The following is a 26,115-nucleotide window of genomic DNA, read 5'->3' on the forward strand; positions in this document are numbered from 1 at the left end:
TTTTTCGACCCCAATTGCCGCTGTGCTACAGTTGTTATTAGCGGTGAGTCAGCAAGGATTACCCCATAACCGTTATAAAGGTGAAAGGAGAAAACATGACTAAGGTCGCAATCGTGGGCGCACACGGGCAAATTGGACAGTTTATTATCAAGCACTTACGTGCGCAGGGGCATGAGGCTCTTGGCATTGTGCGTAAAGAAGAGCAGGTGTCTAGGTTGAGAAAACTGGGTGCCGAAAGCCTGTTGCTTGATATCGAATCTGCCACCGTTGATCAGTTGGCCTCGGGACTCAAGGGTGTTGATGCGGTGATATTTGCCGCCGGTGCCGGACCTGGCTCCTCAGCGGAGAGAAAACGCACCGTCGACTATGACGGTTCTGTGCTGCTGGCCGACGCCGCTAAAAAGGCCGGTATTACACGCTACGTGCAGATTTCAGCCATTGGTGTCGATGATCCTATCAAGCCGGATACCGACCCTGTCTGGAAAGCCTATGTAGAGGCCAAGCGTGATGCCGATATTTCGCTACGTAAAAGCGGGCTGGATTGGACCATCATCCGCCCGGGTCCTCTGACCGATGACAAAGCCACTGGGCTTGTCACGCTGGAAGAACATGCGGGAAGAGGTGAAGTTTCCCGCGAAGACGTAGCGCTGGTGGCCGTTGCCACGGTGGTAGAAGACGCCTCGATTGGCAAACAGTGGGAATTGCGCAACGGCAATACGCCCATTCGTGATGCAGTCAGCCAGTAGGCGTTGATAAGGACGTTCAATAGAGGACGTCCTGTCCGAAAATTTGCCAGTTTCGTTATATTAGTTAAAGTATAAACCCAGTAAGCCCCGAAAATAAAAAACGGGGCTTACTAAATCATAAAAATATTGGTCAAATCATTTAACCCCATGAATTATTTCACTAACTAATATCATTTTTTACTGGATTCTCTTTCCTTCCGTACTTTCTTTAAATATCTACCTGGCCATATATCTTCAGGCGTTACACCAATAACATTCGCAATTACACGCTCTCTTTTTGGCCAAAGCTGGCTAATCTAGGGGTAAATATCGGACGGCCTTACTATTAAGCCAATGCCACTTTACTGCAGCTCATGCGTACGGCGGCCAGCAGGCAAAGTGAGTAGCCAAACAGCTCGATGCCTTCTTCGACCAGATTTTTAACCAGACGCACGTTATCACCGGCCACTGCCGCCTGCCAGATAGAGTGAATACCCATCACGCGGGAGAAGACCAAAATAGTCACCAGGCCAAACATCAATATGGAGAATGACTCATTGGCAACCAGCGCATTCAGGCCGTTAAGGGTGGTTTTAGGTGTAAATGCTGCCCAGCAGAGGCTGTAAATTGCCAACATACTGGCAAAGTAGACCCAGGCACCCAAGTGAATCATGTCAAACAGCGCGTCAAGCTCGCGAAACAGCATGCAGCCAAAGAAGCCCGCCGCGAGGATAAAACCGCCGCGCAGGGATTTTTGTCGACGCGACTGAATGAAAAATAGCACTGCGGTGATGAACAGGAATGCTTCCTGAACAATCTCGGTGGTTGAGATCTCTTTAACCTGGTCTTTCAGTATGACGACATCGAAAAACAGGATACTGGCAGAAAAAGCAGCGCAGGCTGCTAAAAGGACAAACAAGACGACTTGCTTTAGGAGTGGATTTTTCATAGTAGCTATCCGTAAACATAAAATTGCGGGCATACTACGGGGCTGAAAAATTTAATACTGCGCAAAGTGTGCGGCTCGCCATAGGGGGTATTGATAACATCATAGCCTCTTGCATCCGGCGCTCTGCTGCACATAGAATTAATGACTGCAGGTGGTTTCGACATTGAGGAAACAATGAGCAATAACACGACTACGGCCAAACAACTGGAAGTAAAGCGCATCGTAGATGTTCTTTCCAAGGCAATTGCTCAACATCGGCTGCGCCCGGGGTCTCGCCTGATTGAGGCACAAATTGTGGAAGCGTTGAACGCCAACCGTAATCATGTTCAGGTTGCGCTGCAGCGCTTGGCGATGCAGCGCATCGTGGATATCGAACCCAATCGCGGTGCTATGGTGTCTCAACCTACGGCCAAAGAGGCGAGGGAGGTGTTTGTCGCCCGTCGGGCCATTGAACGTGCAATTGTTGAAACCATCACGCCCGAGCTGATGCGTCGTCATCGTCACCGTATCGCAACCCATCTTCGCAATGAGCGTGAAGCCACCAATGACACCGACCGTCGCGCAATAGTGCGTGAGCTGAGCGAATTTCACCTGATGCTGGGTGAAATTTGTGGCAATGAAGTGCTGAGCGAGGTGCTGGCAAACCTGATGGTGCGCAGCTCGCTGATTGTCGCGCTTTATCAGCGTAATGATGTTCCGTCATGCCAGTCTGACGAACATCAGGCCATTATTACCGCACTTGAAGCCGGTGATAATGAGCAAGCGGTGGCGGTTATGATTGAACATCTCGAAGAGTTGGAATCACAGCTTGAGCTTGAGGAGCAGCCTACCAGCGAGGTGAATCTGCGTCAGGCGCTGGCCGACCTCTAAACACTCGCCGCCTTATTTAGGCGGCGTTATTGCCTGATTCTTCGGTGAAAATTTTCACGTCAGGTCGTTCAAACGTTTTCTTCCCTGCTTTAAACCCCATCAGCGGCGGCGTTATTTCTGCCACCACAGCCGCGGCATTCACTGCATTAAATACCACAAAGTCTGCACGGCATCCCGGCGTCAGGCCGTAGTTTTCTAACCGCAACAGGCGGGCCGACTCGGTTGAAATCCACGCCAGGCAACGCAGTAATTCCGCCTCGGTCGCCAGCTGACTGACGTTGGCAAAAAGATTGGCCTGCCGCACCAGCGAAGCATCGCCGTAGGGGGTGAAGGGATTGGCAATATTATTGCTCGACAGTGAACAGGTTACGCCGCAAACATCGAGACAGGCCAAGGGGGCCAATCCTCGTGGACGATTATGAAAATGCTCTCTGCCGGTGAGAAACAGATCCGTAGCGGGTAATGACGTGATGCTGACACCCGCCGCCGCCATCTGTTTACCGAGTGCGACTACCTGCTCGCGCGGCAACGCCGAAAGTTTAGTCACGTGACCTACCGTAACGCGTCCCTGACGCCCAAATTGTTGCGTATATTCGATAACCTTAGGCAGTGTCATCTCCTCGGGAGAAAGGTCGAAATCAAGATGAAAATCAAGACAGCAGTCGTATTCCACCGCCATTTCAAACAATCGCTCGATTTGCCCCAACGGGGAACTGTCAGTGTAAGGACAGCCGCCCAATACCTCTGCACCTTGTTCAAGCGCCTGACGTAATAACGCCTCGGTACCCGGATTATTCAGCATTCCCTCCTGCGGGAATACGCAAATCTCCAGCGTAATTGCCCACGCATAGTCCTTCTGCAGTCGGCGTACGGCGTTAAATCCCTGCAGACCAATTTGCGGGTCCAGCTCGACGTGTGTGCGCATATGAGTGGTGCCCTGAACAATCGCTTTGTCCAACACGCTGGCACCGCGCTGATAGATATCCTGCTCGGTAAACGCCAACTTTGCCTGGCGAGTTTGCTCCACCGCCTCATGAACCGTACCCGCGTGGAGATCACAGCGTGAAAGAATGCAGGCTTTATCAAGATGGATGTGCGTTTCAATCAATCCGGGCAGCAGCAACTTACCCTGTAAATCGAGCGTAGCGGCACTTTTTTCTGCGTCTGAGGACAGTTTAGCCACGAAGAAACCGTTTTCAACCAGCAGGTTGAGCCGTTGATCTGCCGAGGTCGGCAAACGGGCATTAAAAATTTTCAGTGCTTGGGCAGTATCGCGCATTTATTTCTCCATATTGCTAGCATTAGCATGCATTTTGCTAGCAATATAAGTGCCATTTTGATCAACGCCACCGTAACGGGGTTGGCACTGAAAAATGGCTTCCAGACTGCACATCAACCGTGCACCCTTGCACCATAGGGACTCAATGACACGATAGCGGCCCCCCCGCTGGGAGAAAAAGAGATGAAACAGGAAAATAGTGCCGTAGAGATTGTTAGCAATTTTTTGGCAGCGTCGATGGCACCCGATCCCGTCAAGGCAGCGACTTTTATGGCGGCAGACGTCGTTATTACCTTTACCGGTAAACGTGTGATGCCCGATGCACATCACATCACGGCGTTTAACAAGGATCGCTACGCCTGGGTGAAAAAGTCTATTGGCCAGTATGACTGGATGGACAAGGGTGACCACACGGTGGTGTATTCGAACGGCACGTTGTACGGCGAATGGCCGGACGGTCGGGTATTTGCCGGTAATCGCTATTTGGACCGCTATGAAGTTCGCGACGGTAAAATCACCCGTATGGACGTGTGGAACGACAGCGCCGAGTGGATCCTTGTGCCTGAAATTTCGCAGGGTTAACGGACATTTTGCCGCCTTCATTGTTCAGAAGTTGAAGGCGGCTGAGACGGGATTAAGCGTGTGAATTGAGCGGAAACGACGGCGTGAAAAGAGGGCTACACGGTGGATGCTGAAAGCTTCTTTCTGGATAAGTGAGCATCAGCTTTTCAAATTGCCGCTGCGCCTGATGATGAAGCTGGTCAAGATCAACTCGCCGTTTCACCAATTGCCGGTCCCAAACCACTTTTTCACCGGCAATAATCACCCCGCGCACGTCGCGCCCATTACCGTTAATCACCACCGCCGTAATGGGGTCAAAAATCTGCCCCATCGCCGGCTCGGCGAGTGAAATAATCGTGATATCAGCCTGCGCACCGGGGCAAAGGCGGCCAATATCCTCACGGCCCAATGCCTTTGCCCCGCCCAAAGTAGCCATGCGGTAATAGTCGGCGGCGCTGGCAGCCTGAACATTTTGCGTCACCACGCGGCTTAACAAGGCACCAAGATGCATATTGGTCAGCATATCCGGTGGAAAGGTGTCGGTGCCTAATCCCATATTTACGCCCGCTTCTCTCAGTGGAAGATACTGCTCCAGATACTTGGCGTGACGGCCTGAAACCAGTGGACAAAGCACCAGATTAGCGTCGGAGTCGGCCAGCAGTCTGATATCTCTGGCAATACTGGCCTGCGTCGGTGACTTTCCGCCGAGAAACTGACCGTGCGGCAGCAGCATTTTGTTGTGCAATAGCCCGGCGTCAGCCAGCACCTGCAGCGACGAGCGCCCTTGAAAGCGGCGGTCTACTTCATTGACTTCAAGCTCGCTCTGGCAGCAGTGCAACCGAACGCTGCAGCCCTGACGATGCGCGGTTTCGCTCAGCGCGGCGAGCAGGGCGGGCGTAGAGCCTTCGATGCGATCAGGGGCTAAAAAGCCGCGTAGTATTGGGGACCCGCGGGAATTGATTTCTTCGATAAAACGTTCTGCCTCCTCAAGACCCGCCAGCCCACGTTCTTCGTCAAAGCGCATGCCAATTTGGCCGTCGGCCTCAACCACGCTGTGCCCTGACATAAACGCCGGACCCAGCCACGCCCGCAGTCCGAGAGATTCAGCCACGTCCGCCGCGTGGCGATATTCATCGGTATCCTCAGCCCATTGTCGATACAGAATGGAGGTGATAGGCACTGCGCTGGTCACACCGTTGAGCAACAGATGAGTATAGGCATACAGCTTGTTAAAATTGAGCTCTTCGCGGGAATACAGATCGCGCCGTTGCCAGTCAGCGGCCACCACACGCCCCTTTTGCCAGCCGGGCTGATTGTCAAAACCGAGCACGGTGGTATCGAGGTCGCCCAGTGCGTCGAGGTCAATAAATCCGGGGCCGACCAGCGCATTACCGGCGTTGATTTCCTCATCCACTGCGCCGGCATAATGCTGACCGACAAACAGCACGCGCTCGCCCTGATAAACCACTTCGCCCGGCGAATAGAGCCGGTGGTCGCCGTTTTGATATCCCACCACCCAGGCGGCGCTTAGGCGGGTGATCTTTTGCGCCGCCATCAGAACAGGCACTCACCGGCGGCGGCTACCACTTTCCCGTGCTTGATAACCGTGCGCGGCATCGGCTGAGCGACAATGGCTTCGGCCACCACGCGGGCGGGTAAAAGCACTATGTCGGCGCGACATCCTACCTCAATGCCATAGTTTTCACGCTTCATTACCCGTGCGCCGCCGTAGGTGATAGCGTCCAGTGCGTTGAGCATTTCGCTGTCTTTCCGCCAGCGGTAGCGCAGGCCTACCATCATGGCGCGGTGCAGCATGTCGCCGTTGCCATAGGGGCTCCATGTGTCGCGTATTCCGTCGTTACCGGCGCAGACGTCAACGCCGTGCTCGCGCAGCAGCAGATAAGGCGGTACCGCCACGTCAACCGGCGCAGTAGTGGCGATAGAAATACCCAGCTCGGCCAGCTGTTCGGCAAACCATTTTTGTCGGTCTGCTTCGACCATTCCTAAGCAAAATGCGTGACTAATGGTGACCTTGCCGGCCAGGCCGAATTCACGGGTTTTATCCAGAATGCGTTCCACGCTAAATGCACCGACTTCACCGCGCTCATGCAAATGGATATCTACGCCTTTACCGTATTTTGCTGCCAGGCGGAAAATAATATTTAAATGCGCGATCGGATCTTTTTCATAGGTGCAAGGGTCCAGCCCGCCAATATAATCAGCACCGAGGACAAGCGCCTGCTCAAGGTGTTTCTCCGCACCGGGATTTTCCAAAATGCCGCTTTGCGGAAACGCCACGGTTTCAATATCAATCGCGTGCGCCAGCTTCTCTTTGGTCGCCAGCACACCTTCTATATGACTGACGCCGATTTCATTATCCACATCAATATGCGTGCGGATAAACGAGGTGCCGCGGCTGATGCAGTGTCGCGCAATGCGTTCGGACTGCAGCTGAGGGTCGGGATGATGCTCCCGACGATAGGCACGCTCATTGGCAATGATGTCTGGCAGGTTGCGTGGAACGTCGTTTTCGTACCATTCACGGCCCCACAGGCTTTTATCGATGTGCGCATGGCCGTCAATAAAACCAGGCAACAGCAGTTGATTATTGCCCTCAATCACCTCCGACTGGGCCGCCGCTGCAGAGAGATCGGGCGCGATTTCAACAATCACGCCGTCGTGAATTAACACGTCCAGCGTATCTACGCCGGTAAAAGGACGGACCTGTTTTAAAAGTAATGACGAACTCATCGTGTTTCTCCTGTAATCACTTGCAAAGAAGGGCGCGCCGAGGCGGCCGGATGGTGACATTCAATATGGTGACGCGTAGACATGGCATGGACCGGCGGCGGTGTCTGACGACAAATATCGGTCGCCTGCGGGCAGCGCGGATGAAACGCACAGCCAGTGGGCGGCGAGAGCGCGCTTGGCATCTCGCCTGAAATCGCGACCCTCGCCTGATTCGGTTGGTCAATTTTGGGAATAGCATCGAGCAGCATTCGAGTGTAGGGATGGCCCGGCTGATGGAAAATTTCATCCACCGGACCCAGCTCGACAATACGGCCCAGATACATCACGCCGACGCGGTCAGAAATATGAGCGATGACCGACATATTATGGCTGATAAAGAAGTAGGTCAGGCCCAGCGTTTCCTGCAGGTCACTCATTAGATTAAGCACCTGTGCCTGTACCGAGACGTCCAACGCCGAGGTCGGTTCGTCGCAAATCAAAAAGTCTGGCTGGGTGGCGAGGGCGCGGGCAATTGAAATGCGTTGGCGCTGGCCGCCGGAGAACTCGTGCGGAAATTTAAACATGTCGCTCTCCGCCAGTCCGACCTGACGCAGCAGCGCCGCCACCTGACTGCGCGCCTGCCGCGTCGTGCCAACCCGATTTTGCAATCGCAGCGGCTCAGCAATAATGCGCTCTACACGCCAGCGTGGATTGAGGCTGGCGTAAGGGTCCTGGAATATCATCTGAATCCCGCGGCCGGGGGACGTATCGCCCGGCGTGAGGGCGTGGCCTGCGTGAGATATCGTTCCCTTGGTTGGCGTATAAAGCCCGGCCAGCGCGCGGGCAACGGTGGATTTACCGCAGCCAGATTCGCCCACCAGGCTAAAGGTTTCGCCCTGCTGCACGCTAAAGCTGATGCCTCTCACCGCCTGCAGTTGTTGTTTTGGCTGGCGTTTGAACAAGCTCGGCATAACGCCGCTGCCGACTTCAAAGCTGATATGCAAGTCCTCAACCTGCATAATTGTATGCGCCTGTGGGTTTCTTGCGCTGGCCTCTTCAGTGCCTACAGCTGTCAGTGGAACGGTCTGTTTCATCGTATTCATGGTGGCTCCTTAAATATTCAGACAGGCGACGCGTGTCTCGCCTAGCGTTCGTAGCGAGGGCGACTGCTGACAACATTGTTCAAGCCTTTGCGTGCAACGCGGATGAAAAGAGCAGCCAGTGGGAAGCTGATTAAGGCGCGGCATTGAACCGTCGATTTGCGCCAGACGTGGGCGGCGCGTGGTCAGGCTGGGGATCGAGGCCATCAACCCGCGAGTGTAGGGGTGCCGTGGCTGCAGCAGTACCTGTTGAACCGGCCCGGTTTCAATCAGTTGACCGGCATACATCACCGCCACGCGGTCGCAAATCTCGGCGATTACCCCCATATCATGAGTGATAATCATCACTGCCGTGCCGTGCTGCTTGCACAGGCGTTTCAACAGTCCTAGCACTTGCGCCTGTACTGAAACGTCCAGCGCAGTGGTGGGTTCATCGGCAATCACCAGCTCAGGTTCCACGCACAGCGCCAGGGCGATAATAATGCGTTGGCGCATGCCGCCGGAAAACTGATGGGGATACTGTTCAAGGCGCTGTTCAGCGCTGCTGATACCGACTTCACCCATTAGCTCGATGGCGCGCCTGCGCCCCTGCTCGGCATTGAGTGGCAGGTGAGTGCGAATGGTTTCAATCAGCTGTTCGCCGATGGTCAGCACGGGGTTAAGGCTGGTCAACGGGTCTTGGAAAATACAGCTAATTTTTCTGCCGCGCAGCAGGCGTCGTTCAGCTTCATCGAGATTGTCGATGCGCTGGCCGTTAAAGAATATTTTGCCGCCACTGATGCGCCCAGGGGGTTCAAGCAAACCGGAGACAGCGGAGCCGGTGAGTGATTTACCCGCCCCCGACTCGCCTACGACGCCGAGAATTTCACCGGCGTTGAGTGAAAACGAGACATCACGGATTGCCTGCAGAGCACCTTTACGGTGCATAAACTCAACGCTAAGTCCTTCTACCTGCAGTAACGGAGCCTCAGGAGGGCAAGAAAGCGGGCTGCTGTTCATCGTCGCGTCCTAACGTAGTTTGGGGTTGAGAATATCCCGCAGCCAGTCGCCGAGGATGTTAAAAGCCAGTGACAACGTCACTAATACTAACGCGGGAAATAGCACCACCCACCACTGGCCGGAGAACAGGTATTGATTGCCTTCATTAATAAGCGTGCCTAGCGACGGCTGGTCCGGCGGCATGCCCACGCCGAGAAACGACAGCGTCGCTTCGGTGAGAATAGCCAGCCCCAGATGCAGGGTCGCCAGCACGGAAACCGGACTCAGCACGTTCGGCAGAATATGGGCGAACATGATGTGCACGCTACGACCGCCGCTGATTTTGGAGGCCAGCACGTACTCTTTATGCTTTTCGAGAATGGTGAGACTGCGAATAGTGCGGGCGTACTGCATCCAGCCGGTCAGGGCAATTGAGGCGACGATAATCGGCATCGCCATTTCTCCCTGTATCTCCTTTGGTAAAACCCCGCGCGCCACGCCGCTTATCAACAGTGAAAACATAATGGTCGGGATGCTCAGCATGGCGTCGGCGAAGCGCATGATAAGCGTATCAACCAGCCCGCCGAGGTAGCCACTCAGCACCCCTAGCAGTACGCCGAGCAGCAGAGAAAGGCCGACGCTGATTAAGCCGACAATCAGCGAAATATGCAGGCCATAGAGCATGAGCGACAGCAAATCGCGCCCCTGAACGTCGGTGCCGAGCCAGAAGTGTGCGTCGCCACCGGTCATCCAAGAAGGCGGAAGCTCCGAATTCATCAGGTCAAAGCTCGAGGCGTCAAAAATGGAATAGGGCGCCAGCCAACCGCTGAAAATGCCAGAAACGAGCAGCGCGACGGTCCAAAAAAAGGCCACGACGGTAATTTTTGATTTCCAAAAATAGTAGAGGAAATCGCTGTCTGCTAAGGCGGTCAGGTTTTGCCTGATTAACTGTAGCCGGGTTGGCGCAGCGACTGCGTTAAATTCAGCGGATTGCCGGGAGTCATGATTCATCATAGTTATCTCGCTCAGGACTTTTTCATACGCGGGTCAATCAAGTAATAGAGCAGATCGACCAGGGTATTAATGACAATGAAAATTAATGCGATAAATATCAGGTAAGCCGAGATAACCGGAATATCGACATTATTAATCGCCTGAATAAAAAGCAGCCCCATACCGGGCCATTGGAATACGGTCTCAGTGACAATCGCAAAAGCAATAAGGCCCCCAATTTGTAATCCCACTATTGTCACCACCGGTAATAACGCATTGCGCAGCGCATGGCGATAATAGATGCTGGCCTTGCGCAGGCCGCGCGCCTTGGCGAACTTAATATAGTCTGTGCGCATCACCTCCAGCATTTCCGAACGCACCAGGCGCATAATCAGCGTTATCATAAACAGCGAAAGAGAGAGCGCGGGCAGCACGATGGACTTCCATCCACTCACGCTGAGCAAACCGGTGCTCCACAGGCCAAAATGGATCGTTACGCCGCGTCCGCTGGAGGGAAACATTCCCAGATAAACCGAGAAGACAATAATCAGCAAAATGCCAATCAGGAAGCTGGGCAGCGAGACGCCAATCAGTGATAAAAATTGCACCAACCCCAGCAGCAGACGATTTTTACTGATTGCCGACCACACTCCAAGTGGAAATCCAACCAGCAGGGAGATAATGACGGCCACCAAAACCAGCTCCAGCGTGGCGGGAAGGCGCTCCATAATTAAATGAAAAACGTCTACCTGGTTATAATAGGAAATACCAAAGTCGCCGTGGCAAATGCGCACCACAAAGCGCCCAAACTGGGTCAGCATCGGGTCGCTGAGGCCTAATTTGATGCGTAAATCGGTGCGCTCCTGCTGCGTTGCGCTTTCCGGCAGCATGTTATTGACCGGATCACCCAAATATTGAAACATGCTGAATGAAATAAACGCCACTGCCAACATCAGGCCAATCATTTGCAACAGCCTTCTAAGGATATAACTCAGCATTGTGCGCTCTCCTTATTCTTAATTAGTATTGACTCGGGCATACCAAAGACGCACGACGTTATCCGGACTCTGCTTGAGCGTCAGGTTTTTATTTTCAACCCATACCACCGGCTCATAATGCATGGGCATATAGGGCAAGTCGGCCTGTGCCAGGTTTATTTCCTGACGCAGCATGTCGGTGCGTTTTTTGTCATCAAGTTCTGGAATAGACGCTTCAATGAGCTGGTCAACCTGCTTATTGGAATAACGCGGAATATTAAACATCCCAAAGCCGGTATTATCATTGGTGTGCAGCAGTTGCACTGAAATGCTGTAGGCATCCATAATAGGCAGGTTAGCCCAGCCTAAAACTGCAATATCCGTTTTGCCATTGTCAGTTATCTGGTTATAAACGCTGTTGGTGTGCATCGTTAGAGTGGCCGTTACGCCAATTTTAGCCCAGTAACTTTGCACCGCCTGACACCACTGGGGCGCATTCATATAGGATCCTTCTACGCAGTCAAAAGCCAGCTTGAAGCCTTTGCCATAACCCGCCTCCGCCAGCAGTGCTTTGGCTTTTACCGGGTCGTATCCCAGCTTTATAGCATTGGCCGCGTCATAGCCCGGGATTTGCGGTGCGAGGTAGGTGTTGGCCACCTGCGTCATGCTGCGCATGATTTTTTGCGTGATGGCTTCACGGTTAACCGCCATCATCAACGCCTGCCGCACGCGCAAATCTTTGAGCGGATTTTTGCCCTCAACGTTGCCAGCGTTGAGGGTGTCACGCAGATTAAAGGTCAGGAAATCAACGCGCAGTGAGGGGCTAACCAGCGTTTGAATAGTGGTGTCTTTGCGCAGCCTGTCGATATCCTGCAGCGGCACGCTGGTCACCAAGTCATATTCTTTCGCCAAAATACCCGACAGGCGTGTTGCATCAGAGGTGATAGGCTTGAAGATGATTTGGTCCACATTGCCGACCGAGTTATCTTTATTCCACCAGGTCGGGTTCTTCTTTAATACCATCTGCGATTCGCGCTGGCGGCTCACCAACATAAACGGCCCGGTGCCGTTGGTATTATTGGTGGCATAGCCCTCGGTGCCCTGGCTCATACTGGTCGGTTTGAGGGCGTTGTGCTCCTCCATCCACTCTTTATCCATCATCATCACGCCGCTGAGTTCGTTGAGCGCAATGCCGCTTTTTTGCTTGAGATGAATATCAACGGTGTATTTATCCACCGCAACGGCATCTTTAAGGGTTGATGCGTTGGCGCGAATTCCGGAGTCAGGATCGGTGACGCGCGCAATCGAGGCCACCACGTCGGCAGAGTCAAAATCATCGCCGTTTTGGAATTTCACCCCCTGACGCAGATAAAAACGCAGCGTGGTGTCATTGATAAATTCCCAATGCGTAGCCAGCGTGGGCTGCAGCTTCAAATCGTTATCGCGCTGAAGCAGGGCCTCATAAATGTGGTTTTGAAAAGTCAGCGCTGTCGTTGAGGCAAAGGCATCAGGGTCCAGCGTAGGAATATCGGCGGCAACCGCCCAGCGAACAATATTCTCGGCCTCGGCGGCCTGAGTTGCCATGCAGGTCAGTAAAAGCGGCAGCACGTACTTTTTCATCCGATCTTCCTTCACACAATGATTGGGGGCGATTTTTACTAGCCACATTGCTAGCAATTATTAAAAGCAACCATCGTGCCAAGCAAGTTGTAAAAAGAAAATAATCTTCTTTTCGAGTTATTTCAAAGGGTAATCGGAGGCGTGTCGATGCTGGAGTATAAGGAATGGCGTGGAGATAGTGGCAGTTGCGCACGGAATGGGCAAGCCTGCATTGTGGTGGTGCAAATTGCTAGCAATAAAAAGCCGCCTTGTGTTATAGCTCAATTTAGCCAGGCGGCGAAGTGTTAAAGCAAAGAAGAAGGAGGATTAATGCCCCGCAGTTTTGGACAGCAGATTAATCATTAATACACCGGCGATAATCAGCACCATGCCACCGATGGCATAAGCATCGAGCTTTTGTCCAAAGAACACAAAACCGGCGCAGGCCACCAACACGATGCCCATTCCCGCCCAAATTGCATAGGCGATGCCCACCGGCATTGATTTCAAAACCAACGATAACAGAATGAAAGAGATGATATAGCCGACAACCACCGCCACAGAAGGATAGAAGCGGGTAAAGCCTTCAGAAGCTTTTAACGAGCTGGTGGCAATAACTTCAGAGATAATGGCGATAAAAAGATAAATGTAGGTCATAGCGTCAGTCCGTAGCGGCGTTCAATCGCCTGCTCGGTGAGGTCTCCGGTTGAATTTCAAGAAAATCGTTATTAGAAACGGCGAACAGCATACCATTTTTGGGCGCGAAAATATTGACCCTACACCGGTTTGTTATTTTTAAACCCACAGTGGGGCATTATCGATTAATGCCTTATTGAGCCATCGACCCCTATTATAAATCCTTTAATACTTAATAATAGATACGCATTAAAAGTCAAAAGCAGAATAGAATTATAAGTCCGGCTCATCAATGGCCGTTAGGGCGTGTGGTTATCCGTGATGTTAATAAACCTATTTAACGTTGATAACGTAATGCATCAATAACAATTTTCATTGCTTTAGACGATTGATGGCGGCTTGAATAAAATATGTGTCATCCCTCACAATAAGGTGTCCATTAATCAAGATCCTGTGACAACAGGCCTTTTTGAATATAATCGTTCACCAAATCTTCGGGCACCTGCGCGATGCCAAAACCGTCCACGGCCGCCTCTATCTAAATCTGATGTCAGGACCCATTCTCATTGATATCATGCCGTTAGTCACTTATTCTCCCAATCTGACGCCTGCATCTTATCGATGAGCAACAATATCGGTTAACCCATAGTCGTTGATCATCTCGACGTTGATTTCAGGATACTCTTTGAGGATTTTTGACAGCTTTGGCCACAGAACCGTCTGAATTGAATTCTCTGGTCGCGCCAGGCCATGCCTCTACGCACAGCTATACCGACCCCGGGTATCCGGTCGAAGGTCGTAAGGCCCTATAATTAACCTCCATGATGGTCGCGCTGGTCAAAAGCCGTTCTAGCCTGTTCGACCGCCTGCAGATTTTCACTGGCCCACACCCACACACCGCAAAAAGCGGCACCTAAGGTCATTCCCAAGCTTGTTAATTGGTATTCAACCTTCGGCGGCACGACCGGATACACCGTTCGAGATACCAGCCCGCCGCGCTCCATCGCCCGCAGGGTCTGGGTCAGCATCTTCTGGCTGATGCCGCCAACGGCGTCGGCCAGGCGGCTAAAGCGCAGTGTGCCGTGCTCGGTCAATGCCTCGAGGATCAACATCGTCCATTTGTCGGCGACTCGGCCTATTAGCTCGGTGACCAAATCCTTAATGCGAGGATCGATCTCGACCGGTGGCGTCGCGTTCGAATAGCGCTTTGCATCAGCTATCTGTTGTTCGGTGAAATGGGCAACGCTCATAATCGACACTCTCTTTTAGGTGGGTATGGCACATTTCGGTGCCTTATTTCTATTAGAGAGAATAGGCGTTACGCTGTATTTCGACAACATCCTTTGAGGGCATCACCATGAAAATGCGCGCAAGAACGATCCTGATTACCGGTGGCAGCAGCGGAATCGGCCTGGAGTTAGCCGGGCAGTTAATTGCCGGTGGAAATACGGTACTTATCACGGGGCGGAGCGAACATGCCCTGCAAAGCGCTAAACGTCGTTTTCCCGAACTGCACCTATTCCAAAGCGATGTCAGCAAAGCCGAGGATATTCGCAGCCTTTACGAGCAGATAGCCGCGCATTATCCCAAGCTTGATACCCTGGTGAACAACGCAGGGGTTATGAAGATTGTGCCGCTACAGGAGGCACGACCTCTTGAAACACTTACCCAAGAAGTTGATATCAATCTGGTGGGGCCGATGCGCATGGTGCAGCAGTTCTTGCCACTGCTTAAAGCGCAACCCGATGCCCTGATAATCAACGTTTCATCCGGATTAGCGTTCGTGCCGTTTGCCGTTTCGCCTGTTTACTCTGCCGCCAAGGCGGGCATGCACGCCTACACGCGCTGTCTTCGCGCTCAGCTACAGGGCACGAAAATCAGTGTGGTAGAACTGGCCCCTCCGTTGACCGAAACGCCGCTTTTTTCGGCAGAGTTTAAGGGCAAGATGAAAGGCGAGAAGGGCATGCCGGTAGACGTGCTGATCCGCAAAGCGCTGGTCGCCATTGAGGCCGGAAAACGTGAGATTTGCCCAGGGCAAAGTAACATTCTGAGAGTTGCGAGCCGGCTTGCTCCGGGATTTATTTTCCGTCAGCTGAGCAAGGTCGTGTAAGCCAAGCCTGAGGAATATTAGCGTCAGACTCGGGGCTTCTTCATCAGCGGTACCAAAAAAACGGTCAGCAGGAAGCAGACCATGAGCAGATAAAAGGTGTCTGAGAATGCCATCGTCGTTGCTCCATTCATTACTATTGAAGATAAAGAGTGCAGTGAAATAGACTGTGCATGATCAGGTGAAAAACCCTGCCCGATATTGCGCTGTGCGCGGGTATTTACCCATTCGTTTACCGCGGGGTCTGTGGGTGAAAGATGGTCAGCAAAGTGCATGTTGGTGCGGTTATTGATGACCGTGCCGCAGAGCACAATGCCGATCGCACCACCTAAAGAAATTTATCGGGGACGTGAAAACGTTTAAATTTATTAAAAATTAACGTAGAGGTTAACGTCTGCATTTATTTCAGCTCATTGGCCAGCTCTTTAATAAACGCTGAGACCAAAGGTAATCCTTTAGCTAATACCTCTTTGTTATTGGCAAAACCGATACGCAGATAGCCCTCCATTCTCATGACTTCGCCGGGGGTAAACATCACGCCGTAACGTTTAATTAATTGAATACAAAAATCGCGTGAACCTATCGGCAAGTCGTATTTGAGCAGGGCGGTGGTTCCCGCCAGCGGTTTGGTGTAACTAATGAGTGGCTCATTGGCGACCCACTGATCCAACGTTTGCAGGTTGTCTCGCAGCATTGCCTGATTGCGTTGCAAAATTTTATCGCGGTTTTCCAACGCTAAACAGGCGAAGTAGTCGTCCAGCACGCCGACGCTGATGGTGTTGTAATCGCGATGTACCTCAATGGCTTTCAGTAAATCATGAGGTGCTGCAATCCAGCCGAGACGCAAGCCGGCCAGAGAATATGCCTTGGACATACTGGCGGTACTGATGCCTTTTTCATACAGATCGGCCATCGCGACGCTGTAACCGTCTCCCTGCTGATTGGTGCCGCGGTAGACCTCGTCACAAAGAACCCAGGCGCCAACGCTGCGGGCAATCTCGATGATTTGATGCAGTAATTTTTCATCCATTAACGCGCCGGTGGGGTTATTCGGGTTATTCAAAGCAATGACTTTGGTCTTGTTATCCACCAACGTTTTCAACTCTTCCGGGTCAGGCAGGAAGGCATTTTCTTCGCGCAGCGGCAGAATTTTCACCTCTGCGCCATAGCTGGCAGGAATAGAATAGTGCTGCTGATAGGTCGGTAAAACAGAAATAACCGTATCCCCGGCCTCAACCAGTGTCTGATAAATCAGTGCGTTAGCGCCAATTGCGCCATGAGCAATCATTATGTTGTTCGCCGTTTGGCGGGCGTACTGAGTCGCGATCACCTGCCGAAGTCGCTGTGAGCCGGTTATCTCGCCGTAGGTCATCTTGATATTAAGCATATCGTCAAGAATTGACTCGGTTTTTCCCGTCATTTCGAGCAGCTGGCGCATGGTCAGTGACTCAACGCAGGTTTCAGCAAGGTTGTACTCGCAGCGGTTTTCCCACTCATTCATCCACTGCTCAACGCCGAAGGGTTCAATTTTCATTTCACATATCTCGATTAGGGGAGGAGAAGCAGGTCATCGCATACATAAGGACGGCGGAACGACAGAGGGCTGCTCATTAGTGAACTAAAAAGTACATCATGCACTTTTTGTTTGCAATGGGCCTTTAGCACATGGTTAACTTCCACCCTGCAAAGGCTGTAGCTGACAACAGCTCGGGCTGACGGACGATTCAAGAAAACAGTGGAGAGACAGGTGCTTAAGATTGCCGATAATCATGATTCGCAGTTTGCGTTGCTCAAATCAATAGCCGACGGGTTGGCAGCGCTTTTTTTCCCCAGTGTGGAAGTGGTTATCCATAATGTCACCACCGGTAAAGTGGCCTATATCGCCAATAACCTGTCTAAAAGAAACCCTGGTGATGATGCAGGGTTAGATGAAATGGAATTCAAAGATTTTGAGCGGCTCAGTGGTCCCTATGAAAAACTTAACTGGGATGGCAAAAAGATGCGTTCCATCAGCATAGCCAGCTCAGGCGAAGGGGACGCCGGTTATATTTTATGCGTTAACTTGAGCACCGGTATTTTTGAAGATGCCAAGAATGCCCTCGAACTGTTCCTGTCTGTCACTCGCCTGCAGCCGCAGCCCGCCGAGCTGTTTAAGGATGACTGGCAGGAGAAAATCAACACTTTTTTGCATGAGTGGATACGCAGGCAAAACTCCTCGCTGGCGTCTCTGAGTCGCGAGCAGAAAAAAAGGCTGGTGGTGGATTTACAGCAAGAGGGTGCATTCAGGGCAAAGAACTCGGCGGACTATATTGCCAGCGTACTTTCGCTCGGAAGAACAACTGTTTATAAATATTTACGTGAAATAAAAGATAACGACATGTGATAACTAATCCGTTGCCACGTCATATTATGGCGTGGCTGTCGCCATAATAAAAAGCCAGTACATTACTGTACTGGCTTTTATGCATGAAATAATAGGGCAATTAGAAGTTGTAGTAGAAAGTCGCGATGGTTTCGTCAGACTGGCCCGGTGCATTGGCCAGAGTGCGTTCCAGATAAAGCGAAATGCCGTGGTTGAAGTCTAAAGCCGTACCCAGATAAACGTGGTTGGCCGAGTAGTCTTCTCCGCCTTTCAGCTTAAGTGAATCTGCAGCAACATAAGGCTGGATCGATTTAAAGAACGGCTTGTTGAAGGTAAAGGTATAACCCGCAAAGCCTTCAACGCCATAGCCACTACCGGCAAAGAAGTTGTTTTGATTCACATCTTCACGCTTGCTTGGCACGTAGTCGTCATAGTAGTTGGCCGTGGCAACCAAATACCAGCTTCCCGGCTGCCAGGTCAGAGCAGTAGCCGTGGTTTGCTGGTGGTAGAACTTCTGGTCGCTGCCGTTGTTGCTGTCTTTCACGCGTGCATCGGTTACGGTGTAAACGCCACTCCACGTCAACGTTGGGGTTACGGCATAGTCAACGCCGATGCCTTCACCGCCTACGCGACGGTAGTGCAGGGTGCTATTGGCGGCGTACTCCGTTTCAGGCAACAGGTAGTGGGCCTCAACCGTAAATGCGCCAAAGGTGTTTTTGTACTTGAAGCTTTTGGCCGGACGGTTTCCGCCATCCTGATCGCCATTGATGCCAACACCTTCACCCGCGGCCTGGCCATCATTATCCCACACGTCACTCTTACTGCCGACGATGTCGTAATAAACGCCATATTGTTTACCAAAGGTGAAAGTACCGTAGCGATCGTCTTTGAAGCCATAGTACAGCTTACGTTTTTTCAGCAGGTCAGTTCCGTCAGAATATCCAGACTTAATGTCGAGCAGGTGGTACATATTCACACCCAGCTCGTACATACCAATGATCGAGGTGTGATCGGTCAACGCATAGTCACCGCTGAAGCGGAAACGGGTGCCGCCATCGTGACCGCTTGAGCCGCCGTGGGTTTTGTTTTTAGTGTTTTCGAAAGTGAACTCCGGTCGAATGCTGCCGCCAACTTTTAAGCTCAGCGGTGCCAGCAGAGAATCACTTTGGGTGTTTTTGTCTAAAATAGTGATTTCAGCCTGAGCGCTAGCTGAAAGCACCGATAAAATCGCGCCACCAACGATCATTTGCCCTTTAAAATTACGCATTTACCCTGTCTCCAATCATTTTATTTTTTTTATTTCAGAAATATTACCTTGCACTGCGAATAAATATTTAACATGGCTGTCATAGAGGTGAAAGGATTAAGTGTGATGCAGGTCACGGCTCGACCTGACCAGGACAGCGAATTTTTCTTAATTAGTATGAGTAATTGTAATTTAGTGAAACGACTAAATTCATTACGAGCACATTAAGCTAATTATGTTTAATTAAGAATCAAAGCGGGCATCAAAATAAGTTCACTTCTGAAACGTTTAATTACAGTTTCGTGTGGTTGTGGACTGTAAGTGTAATAGGTTCTTAGCGAGTAAAAGCCGCGTTGGGTGTAAAAGTTATGAGGTTTGTGGCTGGTAATAAACCTGCGTAACTTTCACACCTGAAGATATAACGAGGGGTAAATAGAAGTGTTGACGAAATGACTCACTGAAAGAGCACGGTTATTCGATCGGCACTAAATACTGACAGTTAAAGTATCCCAGCTCGATGTCGTTAAAAATCGGCGTGTGAATTTCAATGTCGACGCCACGGCGGCGGATGAGATGTTCTTTTGCAAGGGCGACTAAATATATTTTGGAGACAAAGTCCTTAAAACCGGTGACATCGCCGGTGTAGGTAAAGCGTGCATACTTACCTTGCTCAATAACTATTTTCTCACAGTTTTGAGTGAAAAATGGCAGCAGATCCCTCTCAAAAGCAACGGTATAGCCCACTTTATAATGGGTATCAGACTCATTATAGTGAGAGTAGTCAACCAGGCCATAGAATCGAGGCGGCGTCACGCCGACTAAAGAGAGATTCCTGGCGATAAGTCGGGTACGAAACTCATGTGAAAAACATTCACCGTTTTCAACGGCACACTTTACCAGGCTTTGATCACCAAAAAGTGACGTTTGATCCAGAGTCACAATGGTCGGTTTGGCGAGAGTTTGTGCCTCAAAATAGTAAGGAGGTAACAGGCCCTGCATATCAAAATATTCCGCACGCCTATAAGCGTAAGGCGTTATTTTGAAATTTTGTCGGAAAGCTCGGGTAAAAGTTTGTTGGGAATCGAAGCCGTATTGCATCGCAATTTCATAAATATCTTTTTTAGTCAGACGCAAAAGCAATGCCGTTTTAGATAAGCGACGACGGCGGCAATATTCACCCAGCGATGTGCCTGTCATATTTTTAAATACTCTTTGCAAATGCCACTTGGAGTATCCGACCTTTTTTGAAATGTTATCGAGGCTTAGATTACTCTCTAGATTTTCCTCAATCCAAAATAGAAGTTCATTAATAACGTTTTCCCGCAAACTGTGAATTTCTTTCATGCTCACCCTTGAATTTGCACTATTGAGAAGATAACGAGGAAAGAATTCTTCTCATGCAGAATGCTATGTTTATCGTATTTTTAAAAGACAACGTAAGCTAAGGATTGTATATAGATTATGTTAACAAGTATTAACATATTGTGGTAATTGGGGGAGGCCTTCGCTAAGTTTTTTAGTGTAGACGTGGAGAAGTCACTCGAACCGGTGTGGCTCAGGCAAGGTGAGGGGCACAGCGAAATACTCAGTAAAAACAGCGATTTCATTAAACATTTGTGAATAAAAAAGCAGTTGATAAAAACATTTTTTTAACATAAAAATTAACGCGGCTGAACTATTTCAGCCTGAGATTAATTTTTACTTTTAGTGATTTAAGGGAACTGTAATGTTTGTAAAAAAATACAATGTAGATGAGAAACATATTGATTTTCAGGGCGTAGTCGATGGCCTTTACTATCCCTTCTATATGGAGTGGGCGCGCCATGCCTTTATGAAAGAGGCGCTGGGACTCGACCTTGAAGAGGAGTTCAATCAGGGTCGTATTCATATGGTGCTTGAATACTCAATGAAATTCCGTAAGAGCCTCCTGAAAGGGGACATGATGGAAGTAACTTGTAAGGTTATGAAAAACGAGAAGAAAAACCGCGCCAACTTTGTTCAGCAAATACTTGTGGACGGCGTTGTCTACTCGGAGGCCACCTTTATTGCCGCTTGCCTGGTTAACGGACGGCCCATTGTTCCAGAGGCGGTTTTGGCCGCAATGGAAGAGTAAGTCTCGTTAATCTTAATTCGCCAGTGTGCTAAAAATAGCGCCAACCGCAGAGGAAAGGCCCATCGCCAGAGCGCTCCAAAACGTCACTCTGACCACGGCGGGAAGTAAAGGCGCGCCGCCCGCTTTAGCGGCAACGCCCCCCAGCACGGCGAGCGAAAACAGCGCTGCAATCGCAATTGAGGGCAGCGCCCACTCTTTTCCGGCCAAAATAGCGACCAGTAAAGGTAAAAAAGCGCCCGCAGAAAAACTCATCGCCGAGGTCCAGGCAGCCTGAAGGGGACGCGCGGTGGTAATTTCAGATATGCCCAGTTCGTCACGCGCGTGTGCGCCCAGCGCGTCATGGCTCATCAACTGTTTTGCCACCTGCCGTGCCAGCGCAGGGTCGAGGCCACGACTCATATAAATTGACGTCAGTTCATGAAATTCGCCCTGGTAATCTGCATCTAACTCTTTCTGCTCCTCCGCCAGCGCGGCTTTTTCCGTGTCTGACTGCGAGGATACGGAAACATATTCCCCCGTTGCCATCGACATCGCGCCAGCCACTAATCCTGCCACGCCGGTCAATAAAATGCTCTGATGAGAGGCATTCGCCGATGCCACGCCTATTAAAAGGCTGGCTGTAGAAACGATGCCGTCATTGGCCCCCAATACCGCCGCTCTGAGCCAGCCAATTTTTTCAATACTGTGCGGTTCTCTGTGCATGTTTTATCCATTGGTTTAATTGATAAATTGTCATCGTGGCTATTTTCTCGAAAGAGTGGCATCGCTGCGGCGAAACGACGTTTATTATCAACCCTTAATGAGCCATGTTTTAGGGCGCTACCCTTTTATAAGTAAATTAACGTAAATTTGAGTAATTAACAGTAATGACGAGACAGGAATGTTTAGCCAAGGTCCAGTTTGAGTTATAAACCGTAAATCCTTGATTAATTGTTCGGTTCACGCCTAATGAAGACCTTTGCGTCGTTAAAGAAAATTCTGTGCATTTCGTGTGTACTGCTGGCAGGGTGTGCGTCCAAGCCCCCTGCAAATAACGCTAATTTAAACGACACTGCCGATAATATAAGCAAAAGAGAGCAGGAGTCGGATTTAATTTCTGTCATCGCCGCCCTGCACGATCAGATGCATTCTTGGCAGGGTACCCCCTACAGCTGGGGTGGCACAAAATTGTCCGGAGTAGACTGCTCGGGATTTGTGTGGCGAACGCTGAAAGACAGATTCAATCTTCCTATGGACAGGGTGACGACGACCGAGCTTATTCAGATGGGCAAGCGTGTGAATCGTAGCCAGCTTCAGCCCGGTGATCTGGTATTTTTCCGTATCGATCGCCAACTGCACGTCGGATTTTACGACACCCAGCAAAACTTCCTTCATGCCTCTTACAGCAAGGGCGTGATGCGATCTTCGCTTGATAATCCCTATTGGAAATCAGTATTTCTCGAAGCACGTAGATTGCCGAAGGAGTATGACGCGCAAATCACCCTGAATTCTAAAAGCCATGAGAACATTTTGGCCAAGAACTGACGGCAGACTGGGTTTTAAAAGGCCGCTTGCGGCCTTTTTTATAATCCTGGGTGAAATTAAGCAGCCATTAATGACTGTTTAATTTGACGTTGAATTTACCGGCCTGGTAGTCAAGAATGGCCTGATTAATTTCCTGCATGTTGTTCATCACGAACGGCCCGTGAGAAACGATCGGTTCGCGGATTTTATCGGCATGGCCAAACAGTATCACCGCATCGTCGACAGCAGTGACAGTCACGCTGTCGTCTGTGCCGTCCAGCTCAATGAGGTGCCATGCCTGCGCCTCGTCATCGCCAATTTGCAAACGACCCTTCACAGTATACAAAAACACTTCACGCGCTGCCGGTGCACGTAGAGTCACTTCAGTGCCTGCGGCAAGCTGCACTGTCATCATGGTGACGTCGGTGAGAGTTTTAATCGGCCCGCTGACGCCGGCCACCTCGCCCGAAATCAAACTCACCGACCCTTTACCGTGACTCAGTGGGATCTGCGGGATTTCTGCAGCCTGCAATCCCACGTAGCGGGGATCGGTCATTTTAAGCCGCGAGGGTAAATTCACCCACAGCTGCAAAATCTCAAGTTCTCCGCCGTGTTTTTTAAATGATTCAGGAGAAAGCTCAGAGTGGATCAGCCCAGAACCAGCGGTCATCCACTGCACGCCACCCGGCCCAATAATACTTTCATGGCCGCCGGTATCTTTATGAGATAGCTCGCCGCGTAAAATAAAAGTAACGGTCTCAAAACCACGATGAGGGTGTGGGCCAAAAGGCAGACCCAAATTATCGGGTGCATAAACCTGCGGGCCGTGATGGTTTAGAAATAAAAAAGGGTCGAGATGTTCCAGCTGTGGACCTGGAACTGGTCTGCGCGTCTGCAAATCGCGGATGTCGTCCCGATACGCTTTGTACTGTTGTGTGATACGGCGGGTCATAATTCTCTCCAATGCTTGCTGGTGTGGCTTATCAAAATAGCGCCTAAGTATTATAGCTAAGCGGCAATGGAGTTATTGCCATAATGCGGAAAATGATTATTAATCTCTAGATTAGTTTCATCCCGTGCGTAACTTAATCCTAGTCTCGCAATAATTGTATCAGGTAATGTTGACGAATATTTCATACTCAACTATATGTTGAAACTCAACAAAAAAAGATGAGTACAGCCTTTGAACTTTAGAACTGATATCAATGGACTAAGAGCCATTGCCGTGATTGCCGTAGTCATCTTTCATTTCAGCGCAACATCAGTTCCTGGTGGTTTTGCCGGTGTTGATATTTTCTTTGTAATATCTGGTTTTTTAATGACGAGCATTATATTAAGAGGACTGGAACCCCCCCCCTTTAGTCTCTTTAAGTTTTATGTCGCACGGGCAAACAGAATAATACCTTCACTTGCCGTGGTCTGTCTGGTACTGCTTGTTCTCGGATGGTTCTATCTTGCCCCGATGGACTATCGAATGCTGGGTAAACACGTCAGCGGCAGTCTGTCCTTTTTATCCAATGTAATATATTGGCGCGAGGCGGGGTACTTTGATGCAGCCTCCAAAGAAAAATGGCTCTTACATACTTGGTCATTATCCGTAGAGTGGCAGTTTTATATTATATACCCCATCATATTGATGGCCTTAAACACGTTATTTTCCCTGGCCGCGATTAAGCGGTTGTTAGTTGTCGGAACCTGCTTAGGGTTTGCCACCTGTATCTTTGTCACCCTAAAATGGCCTACACCTGCCTATTATTTATTTCCTACGCGAGCCTGGGAAATGATGTTTGGTGGTTTGGCGTATATTTATCCCATTGCGTTAAAAGAGGTCTCAAAGAAAGGGGTGGAGCTGTCTGGCTTAACGTTAATCTGCCTCTCCTACTTTTTAATGAACAGCAGCATGCCATGGCCTGGGTACTATGCCTTGGTGCCCGTAGTTGGCAGCTATCTTATTATCATTGCCAACAGGCAGCGCAGTGTACTGACAGATAATGTTATTTTTCGATATCTGGGCAAGTGGTCTTACTCAATTTACCTTTGGCACTGGCCGGTGGTGGTGGTGGGGTACTACTTCAATATCAGTCATTGGTTGTACGTTGGCCTGCCGCTTTCAATCATGCTCGGCTTTGTTAATTATCAACTTGTCGAGTCTTTCAGGTTTACATCTTTCGACCGTTGGACTGCAATACTACAGGTAAAGCCGCTGCATTATGTTGCAATTGTGGGTCTTGCGGGCAGTATAGTTTTTGCTTTCAAAGGACAAAATGAGCTAACCGTTTTTATGACGCCTGAACAGCACCAGGCGTTGAATTCCCTGCAAAATCGCATTGTGATGCCCTATCGTGGAAACGGCTATTGTTTCTATGACTTTAATTCAGATAAAACACTTAAACCAAATAACAAGCAGGCCACTGAGTGTATTTTAGGTGATAAAAGCAAAGCGCCAGACACGCTGCTATTCGGCTCGTCATTTGCGGGAATGTATGACCCTTTACTCGATGAAGTGTTTGATGAAAACGGAAAATCACTTAACTCTGTTTCAACAAATTGGTGCTCACCCATATTAGAAGATAATTTTGTAGGGCCTAAAACAGATATTTCTTATACGCAATGTTTAAGCAATCGTCACTACTTGCACAATGTCATTAAGCAAAAATTATACAAAACCATTATTCTTGCCGATGAATGGGATGTCGTAGAGAATAAGGGATTACTGGGTAGCGTTGAAAATTTGGTCAAGCAGGCCAGTGAAAAGGGTATCAACGTGGTTATTCTGCCGATCCCTAAACAATATACTCAAGACCCTTTGCAACTCTATTACAGAGAGTATTTACGTAATGAGAAGATTGATTTGTCTCAGGATAATATTCCTGGCGAAAGTGACGATTTGATAAATCAAAAGTTGCAAACAATGGCTCAAAAATACAGCAATGTTCATTTCATACCCCGAGACAGTCTCTTTATCAAAAGTGGTTTATTTTATTCAAAAGAACAAAATATTATGGTGCCGTATACCTTGGATGGAGAACACATTTCCATGCTTGGCTCCCAAAGTGCAGCAGAACACTTCTTGCAGTCAGAAGATTACAAAAAAATATTTAAACCCATAATCAATTGAGCCCGATAACTCTGGCTCATTACCGATATCTATTACTCCAGGCGAGAGGATGCGTCTTAGATATAGGGTTCATATGACTCACCAGCATGCACCTTTTAAGTGCAAGTTCATCAACAACCCTGGCACAAAGTAACACCTGGCTTGTATGGCCAGACGGCACATCCATTGCAATTACTTATACTTAATGCCCGAAATTGACCGCGATTTTCACGACGTTAGCGCTTTTTGTTCATACACGACCTTGATGGCCTGAATATTGCTTCCCTGTT

Annotated in this window: 26 protein-coding genes; 8 read left to right on the forward strand and 18 right to left on the reverse strand. The window is 50.0% G+C overall.

Annotation, left to right across the window (positions count from 1 at the left end):
• Window positions 1-95: 95 nt before the first annotated feature.
• Window positions 96-746, forward strand: coding sequence for an SDR family oxidoreductase (locus GA565_RS11930; protein ID WP_152198619.1), 651 nt, complete (start codon window positions 96-98; stop codon window positions 744-746).
• A 170-nt stretch (window positions 747-916) separates the two neighbouring features.
• Here GA565_RS11930 and GA565_RS24960 read toward each other — a convergent pair whose 3' ends face one another.
• Complete coding sequence (locus GA565_RS24960; RefSeq protein WP_152201462.1) at window positions 917-1,042, reverse strand: helix-turn-helix domain-containing protein; 126 nt, start codon at window positions 1,040-1,042, stop codon at window positions 917-919.
• Window positions 1,043-1,071: 29 nt separating this feature from the next.
• Window positions 1,072-1,674: a hypothetical protein gene (locus GA565_RS11940; protein WP_152198620.1), complete on the reverse strand. Its 603-nt coding sequence runs from the start codon at window positions 1,672-1,674 to the stop codon at window positions 1,072-1,074.
• 174 nt (window positions 1,675-1,848) lie between these two features.
• Between GA565_RS11940 and GA565_RS11945 the strand changes: the two genes are divergently transcribed.
• Window positions 1,849-2,544, forward strand: coding sequence for a GntR family transcriptional regulator (locus tag GA565_RS11945; protein WP_152198621.1), 696 nt, complete (start codon window positions 1,849-1,851; stop codon window positions 2,542-2,544).
• 16 nt (window positions 2,545-2,560) lie between these two features.
• Here the strand turns inward: GA565_RS11945 and GA565_RS11950 are convergent, their stop codons facing one another.
• Complete coding sequence (locus GA565_RS11950; RefSeq protein ID WP_152198622.1) at window positions 2,561-3,823, reverse strand: amidohydrolase family protein; 1,263 nt, start codon at window positions 3,821-3,823, stop codon at window positions 2,561-2,563.
• Window positions 3,824-4,006: 183 nt separating this feature from the next.
• On the opposite strand from GA565_RS11950, the gene GA565_RS11955 reads away from it, so the two are divergent.
• Window positions 4,007-4,405 carry a nuclear transport factor 2 family protein gene (locus tag GA565_RS11955; protein ID WP_152198623.1) on the forward strand — a complete coding sequence of 133 codons (399 nt, stop codon included), beginning with the start codon at window positions 4,007-4,009 and terminating at the stop codon, window positions 4,403-4,405.
• 52 nt (window positions 4,406-4,457) lie between these two features.
• Here the strand turns inward: GA565_RS11955 and GA565_RS11960 are convergent, their stop codons facing one another.
• From GA565_RS11960 to GA565_RS12005, 9 genes are all read right to left on the reverse strand, one after another.
• Complete coding sequence (locus tag GA565_RS11960) at window positions 4,458-5,939, reverse strand: amidohydrolase family protein (RefSeq protein WP_152198624.1); 1,482 nt, start codon at window positions 5,937-5,939, stop codon at window positions 4,458-4,460.
• Window positions 5,939-7,135, reverse strand: a complete 1,197-nt coding sequence (locus GA565_RS11965) for an amidohydrolase family protein (protein ID WP_152198625.1) — start codon at window positions 7,133-7,135, stop codon at window positions 5,939-5,941. Before GA565_RS11965 ends, GA565_RS11960 begins: the two co-directional genes overlap by 1 nt.
• Complete coding sequence (locus GA565_RS11970) at window positions 7,132-8,217, reverse strand: ABC transporter ATP-binding protein (protein ID WP_152198626.1); 1,086 nt, start codon at window positions 8,215-8,217, stop codon at window positions 7,132-7,134. Before GA565_RS11970 ends, GA565_RS11965 begins: the two co-directional genes overlap by 4 nt.
• Before the next feature lie 9 nt (window positions 8,218-8,226).
• The gene (locus GA565_RS11975; RefSeq protein ID WP_226950956.1) at window positions 8,227-9,213 is read right to left on the reverse strand and encodes an ABC transporter ATP-binding protein; all 987 of its coding nucleotides are present in this window, start codon (window positions 9,211-9,213) and stop codon (window positions 8,227-8,229) included.
• Between the two features lie 9 nt (window positions 9,214-9,222).
• Window positions 9,223-10,206: an ABC transporter permease gene (locus GA565_RS11980; protein WP_152198627.1), complete on the reverse strand. Its 984-nt coding sequence runs from the start codon at window positions 10,204-10,206 to the stop codon at window positions 9,223-9,225.
• Between the two features lie 11 nt (window positions 10,207-10,217).
• Window positions 10,218-11,183, reverse strand: coding sequence for an ABC transporter permease (locus tag GA565_RS11985; RefSeq protein ID WP_152198628.1), 966 nt, complete (start codon window positions 11,181-11,183; stop codon window positions 10,218-10,220).
• A gap of 18 nt (window positions 11,184-11,201) precedes the next feature.
• Window positions 11,202-12,782 (reverse strand): ABC transporter substrate-binding protein, encoded by a 1,581-nt coding sequence (locus GA565_RS11990; RefSeq protein WP_152198629.1) that lies wholly within the window; start codon window positions 12,780-12,782, stop codon window positions 11,202-11,204.
• A gap of 306 nt (window positions 12,783-13,088) precedes the next feature.
• A complete protein-coding gene (locus GA565_RS11995; protein ID WP_152198630.1) occupies window positions 13,089-13,418 on the reverse strand; it encodes a multidrug efflux SMR transporter in 330 nt (109 codons plus the stop codon).
• A 791-nt stretch (window positions 13,419-14,209) separates the two neighbouring features.
• Window positions 14,210-14,647, reverse strand: coding sequence for a helix-turn-helix domain-containing protein (locus GA565_RS12005; protein ID WP_152201466.1), 438 nt, complete (start codon window positions 14,645-14,647; stop codon window positions 14,210-14,212).
• Window positions 14,648-14,754: 107 nt separating this feature from the next.
• Between GA565_RS12005 and GA565_RS12010 the strand changes: the two genes are divergently transcribed.
• Entirely contained in the window at window positions 14,755-15,507 is a 753-nt protein-coding gene (locus GA565_RS12010; RefSeq protein WP_152198631.1) for an SDR family oxidoreductase, read from the forward strand.
• 23 nt (window positions 15,508-15,530) lie between these two features.
• On the opposite strand, the gene GA565_RS12015 is transcribed toward GA565_RS12010, so the two are convergent.
• Together GA565_RS12015 and GA565_RS12020 are read right to left on the reverse strand one after the other, a co-directional pair.
• Entirely contained in the window at window positions 15,531-15,815 is a 285-nt protein-coding gene (locus GA565_RS12015) for a hypothetical protein (protein WP_152198632.1), read from the reverse strand.
• Window positions 15,816-15,904: 89 nt separating this feature from the next.
• Window positions 15,905-17,038: an aminotransferase gene (locus GA565_RS12020; protein ID WP_152198633.1), complete on the reverse strand. Its 1,134-nt coding sequence runs from the start codon at window positions 17,036-17,038 to the stop codon at window positions 15,905-15,907.
• Between the two features lie 213 nt (window positions 17,039-17,251).
• On the opposite strand from GA565_RS12020, the gene GA565_RS12025 reads away from it, so the two are divergent.
• Window positions 17,252-17,887 (forward strand): transcriptional regulator, encoded by a 636-nt coding sequence (locus tag GA565_RS12025; RefSeq protein WP_304621426.1) that lies wholly within the window; start codon window positions 17,252-17,254, stop codon window positions 17,885-17,887.
• Window positions 17,888-17,987: 100 nt separating this feature from the next.
• Here the strand turns inward: GA565_RS12025 and GA565_RS12030 are convergent, their stop codons facing one another.
• Entirely contained in the window at window positions 17,988-19,133 is a 1,146-nt protein-coding gene (locus GA565_RS12030; protein ID WP_152198634.1) for a porin, read from the reverse strand.
• Window positions 19,134-19,583: 450 nt separating this feature from the next.
• A complete protein-coding gene (locus tag GA565_RS12035; protein WP_152198635.1) occupies window positions 19,584-20,456 on the reverse strand; it encodes a helix-turn-helix domain-containing protein in 873 nt (290 codons plus the stop codon).
• A gap of 382 nt (window positions 20,457-20,838) precedes the next feature.
• Here GA565_RS12035 and GA565_RS12040 point away from each other — a divergent pair, with 382 nt between their 5' ends.
• Window positions 20,839-21,225 carry a thioesterase family protein gene (locus GA565_RS12040; RefSeq protein ID WP_152198636.1) on the forward strand — a complete coding sequence of 129 codons (387 nt, stop codon included), beginning with the start codon at window positions 20,839-20,841 and terminating at the stop codon, window positions 21,223-21,225.
• A gap of 12 nt (window positions 21,226-21,237) precedes the next feature.
• Here GA565_RS12040 and GA565_RS12045 read toward each other — a convergent pair whose 3' ends face one another.
• Entirely contained in the window at window positions 21,238-21,927 is a 690-nt protein-coding gene (locus GA565_RS12045; protein ID WP_152198637.1) for a VIT family protein, read from the reverse strand.
• A 246-nt stretch (window positions 21,928-22,173) separates the two neighbouring features.
• Here GA565_RS12045 and GA565_RS12050 point away from each other — a divergent pair, with 246 nt between their 5' ends.
• Window positions 22,174-22,749: an NlpC/P60 family protein gene (locus tag GA565_RS12050; RefSeq protein WP_152198638.1), complete on the forward strand. Its 576-nt coding sequence runs from the start codon at window positions 22,174-22,176 to the stop codon at window positions 22,747-22,749.
• A 67-nt stretch (window positions 22,750-22,816) separates the two neighbouring features.
• Here the strand turns inward: GA565_RS12050 and GA565_RS12055 are convergent, their stop codons facing one another.
• On the reverse strand, window positions 22,817-23,680 hold the full coding sequence (locus GA565_RS12055; protein ID WP_152198639.1) for a pirin family protein: 864 nt from the start codon (window positions 23,678-23,680) through the stop codon (window positions 22,817-22,819).
• A 231-nt stretch (window positions 23,681-23,911) separates the two neighbouring features.
• Between GA565_RS12055 and GA565_RS12060 the strand changes: the two genes are divergently transcribed.
• Entirely contained in the window at window positions 23,912-25,846 is a 1,935-nt protein-coding gene (locus GA565_RS12060) for an acyltransferase family protein (protein WP_152198640.1), read from the forward strand.
• Window positions 25,847-26,115: the final 269 nt, after the last annotated feature.

It is taken from the genome of Rouxiella sp. S1S-2 (assembly GCF_009208105.1).
Classification (GTDB): Bacteria; Pseudomonadota; Gammaproteobacteria; order Enterobacterales; family Enterobacteriaceae; genus Rouxiella.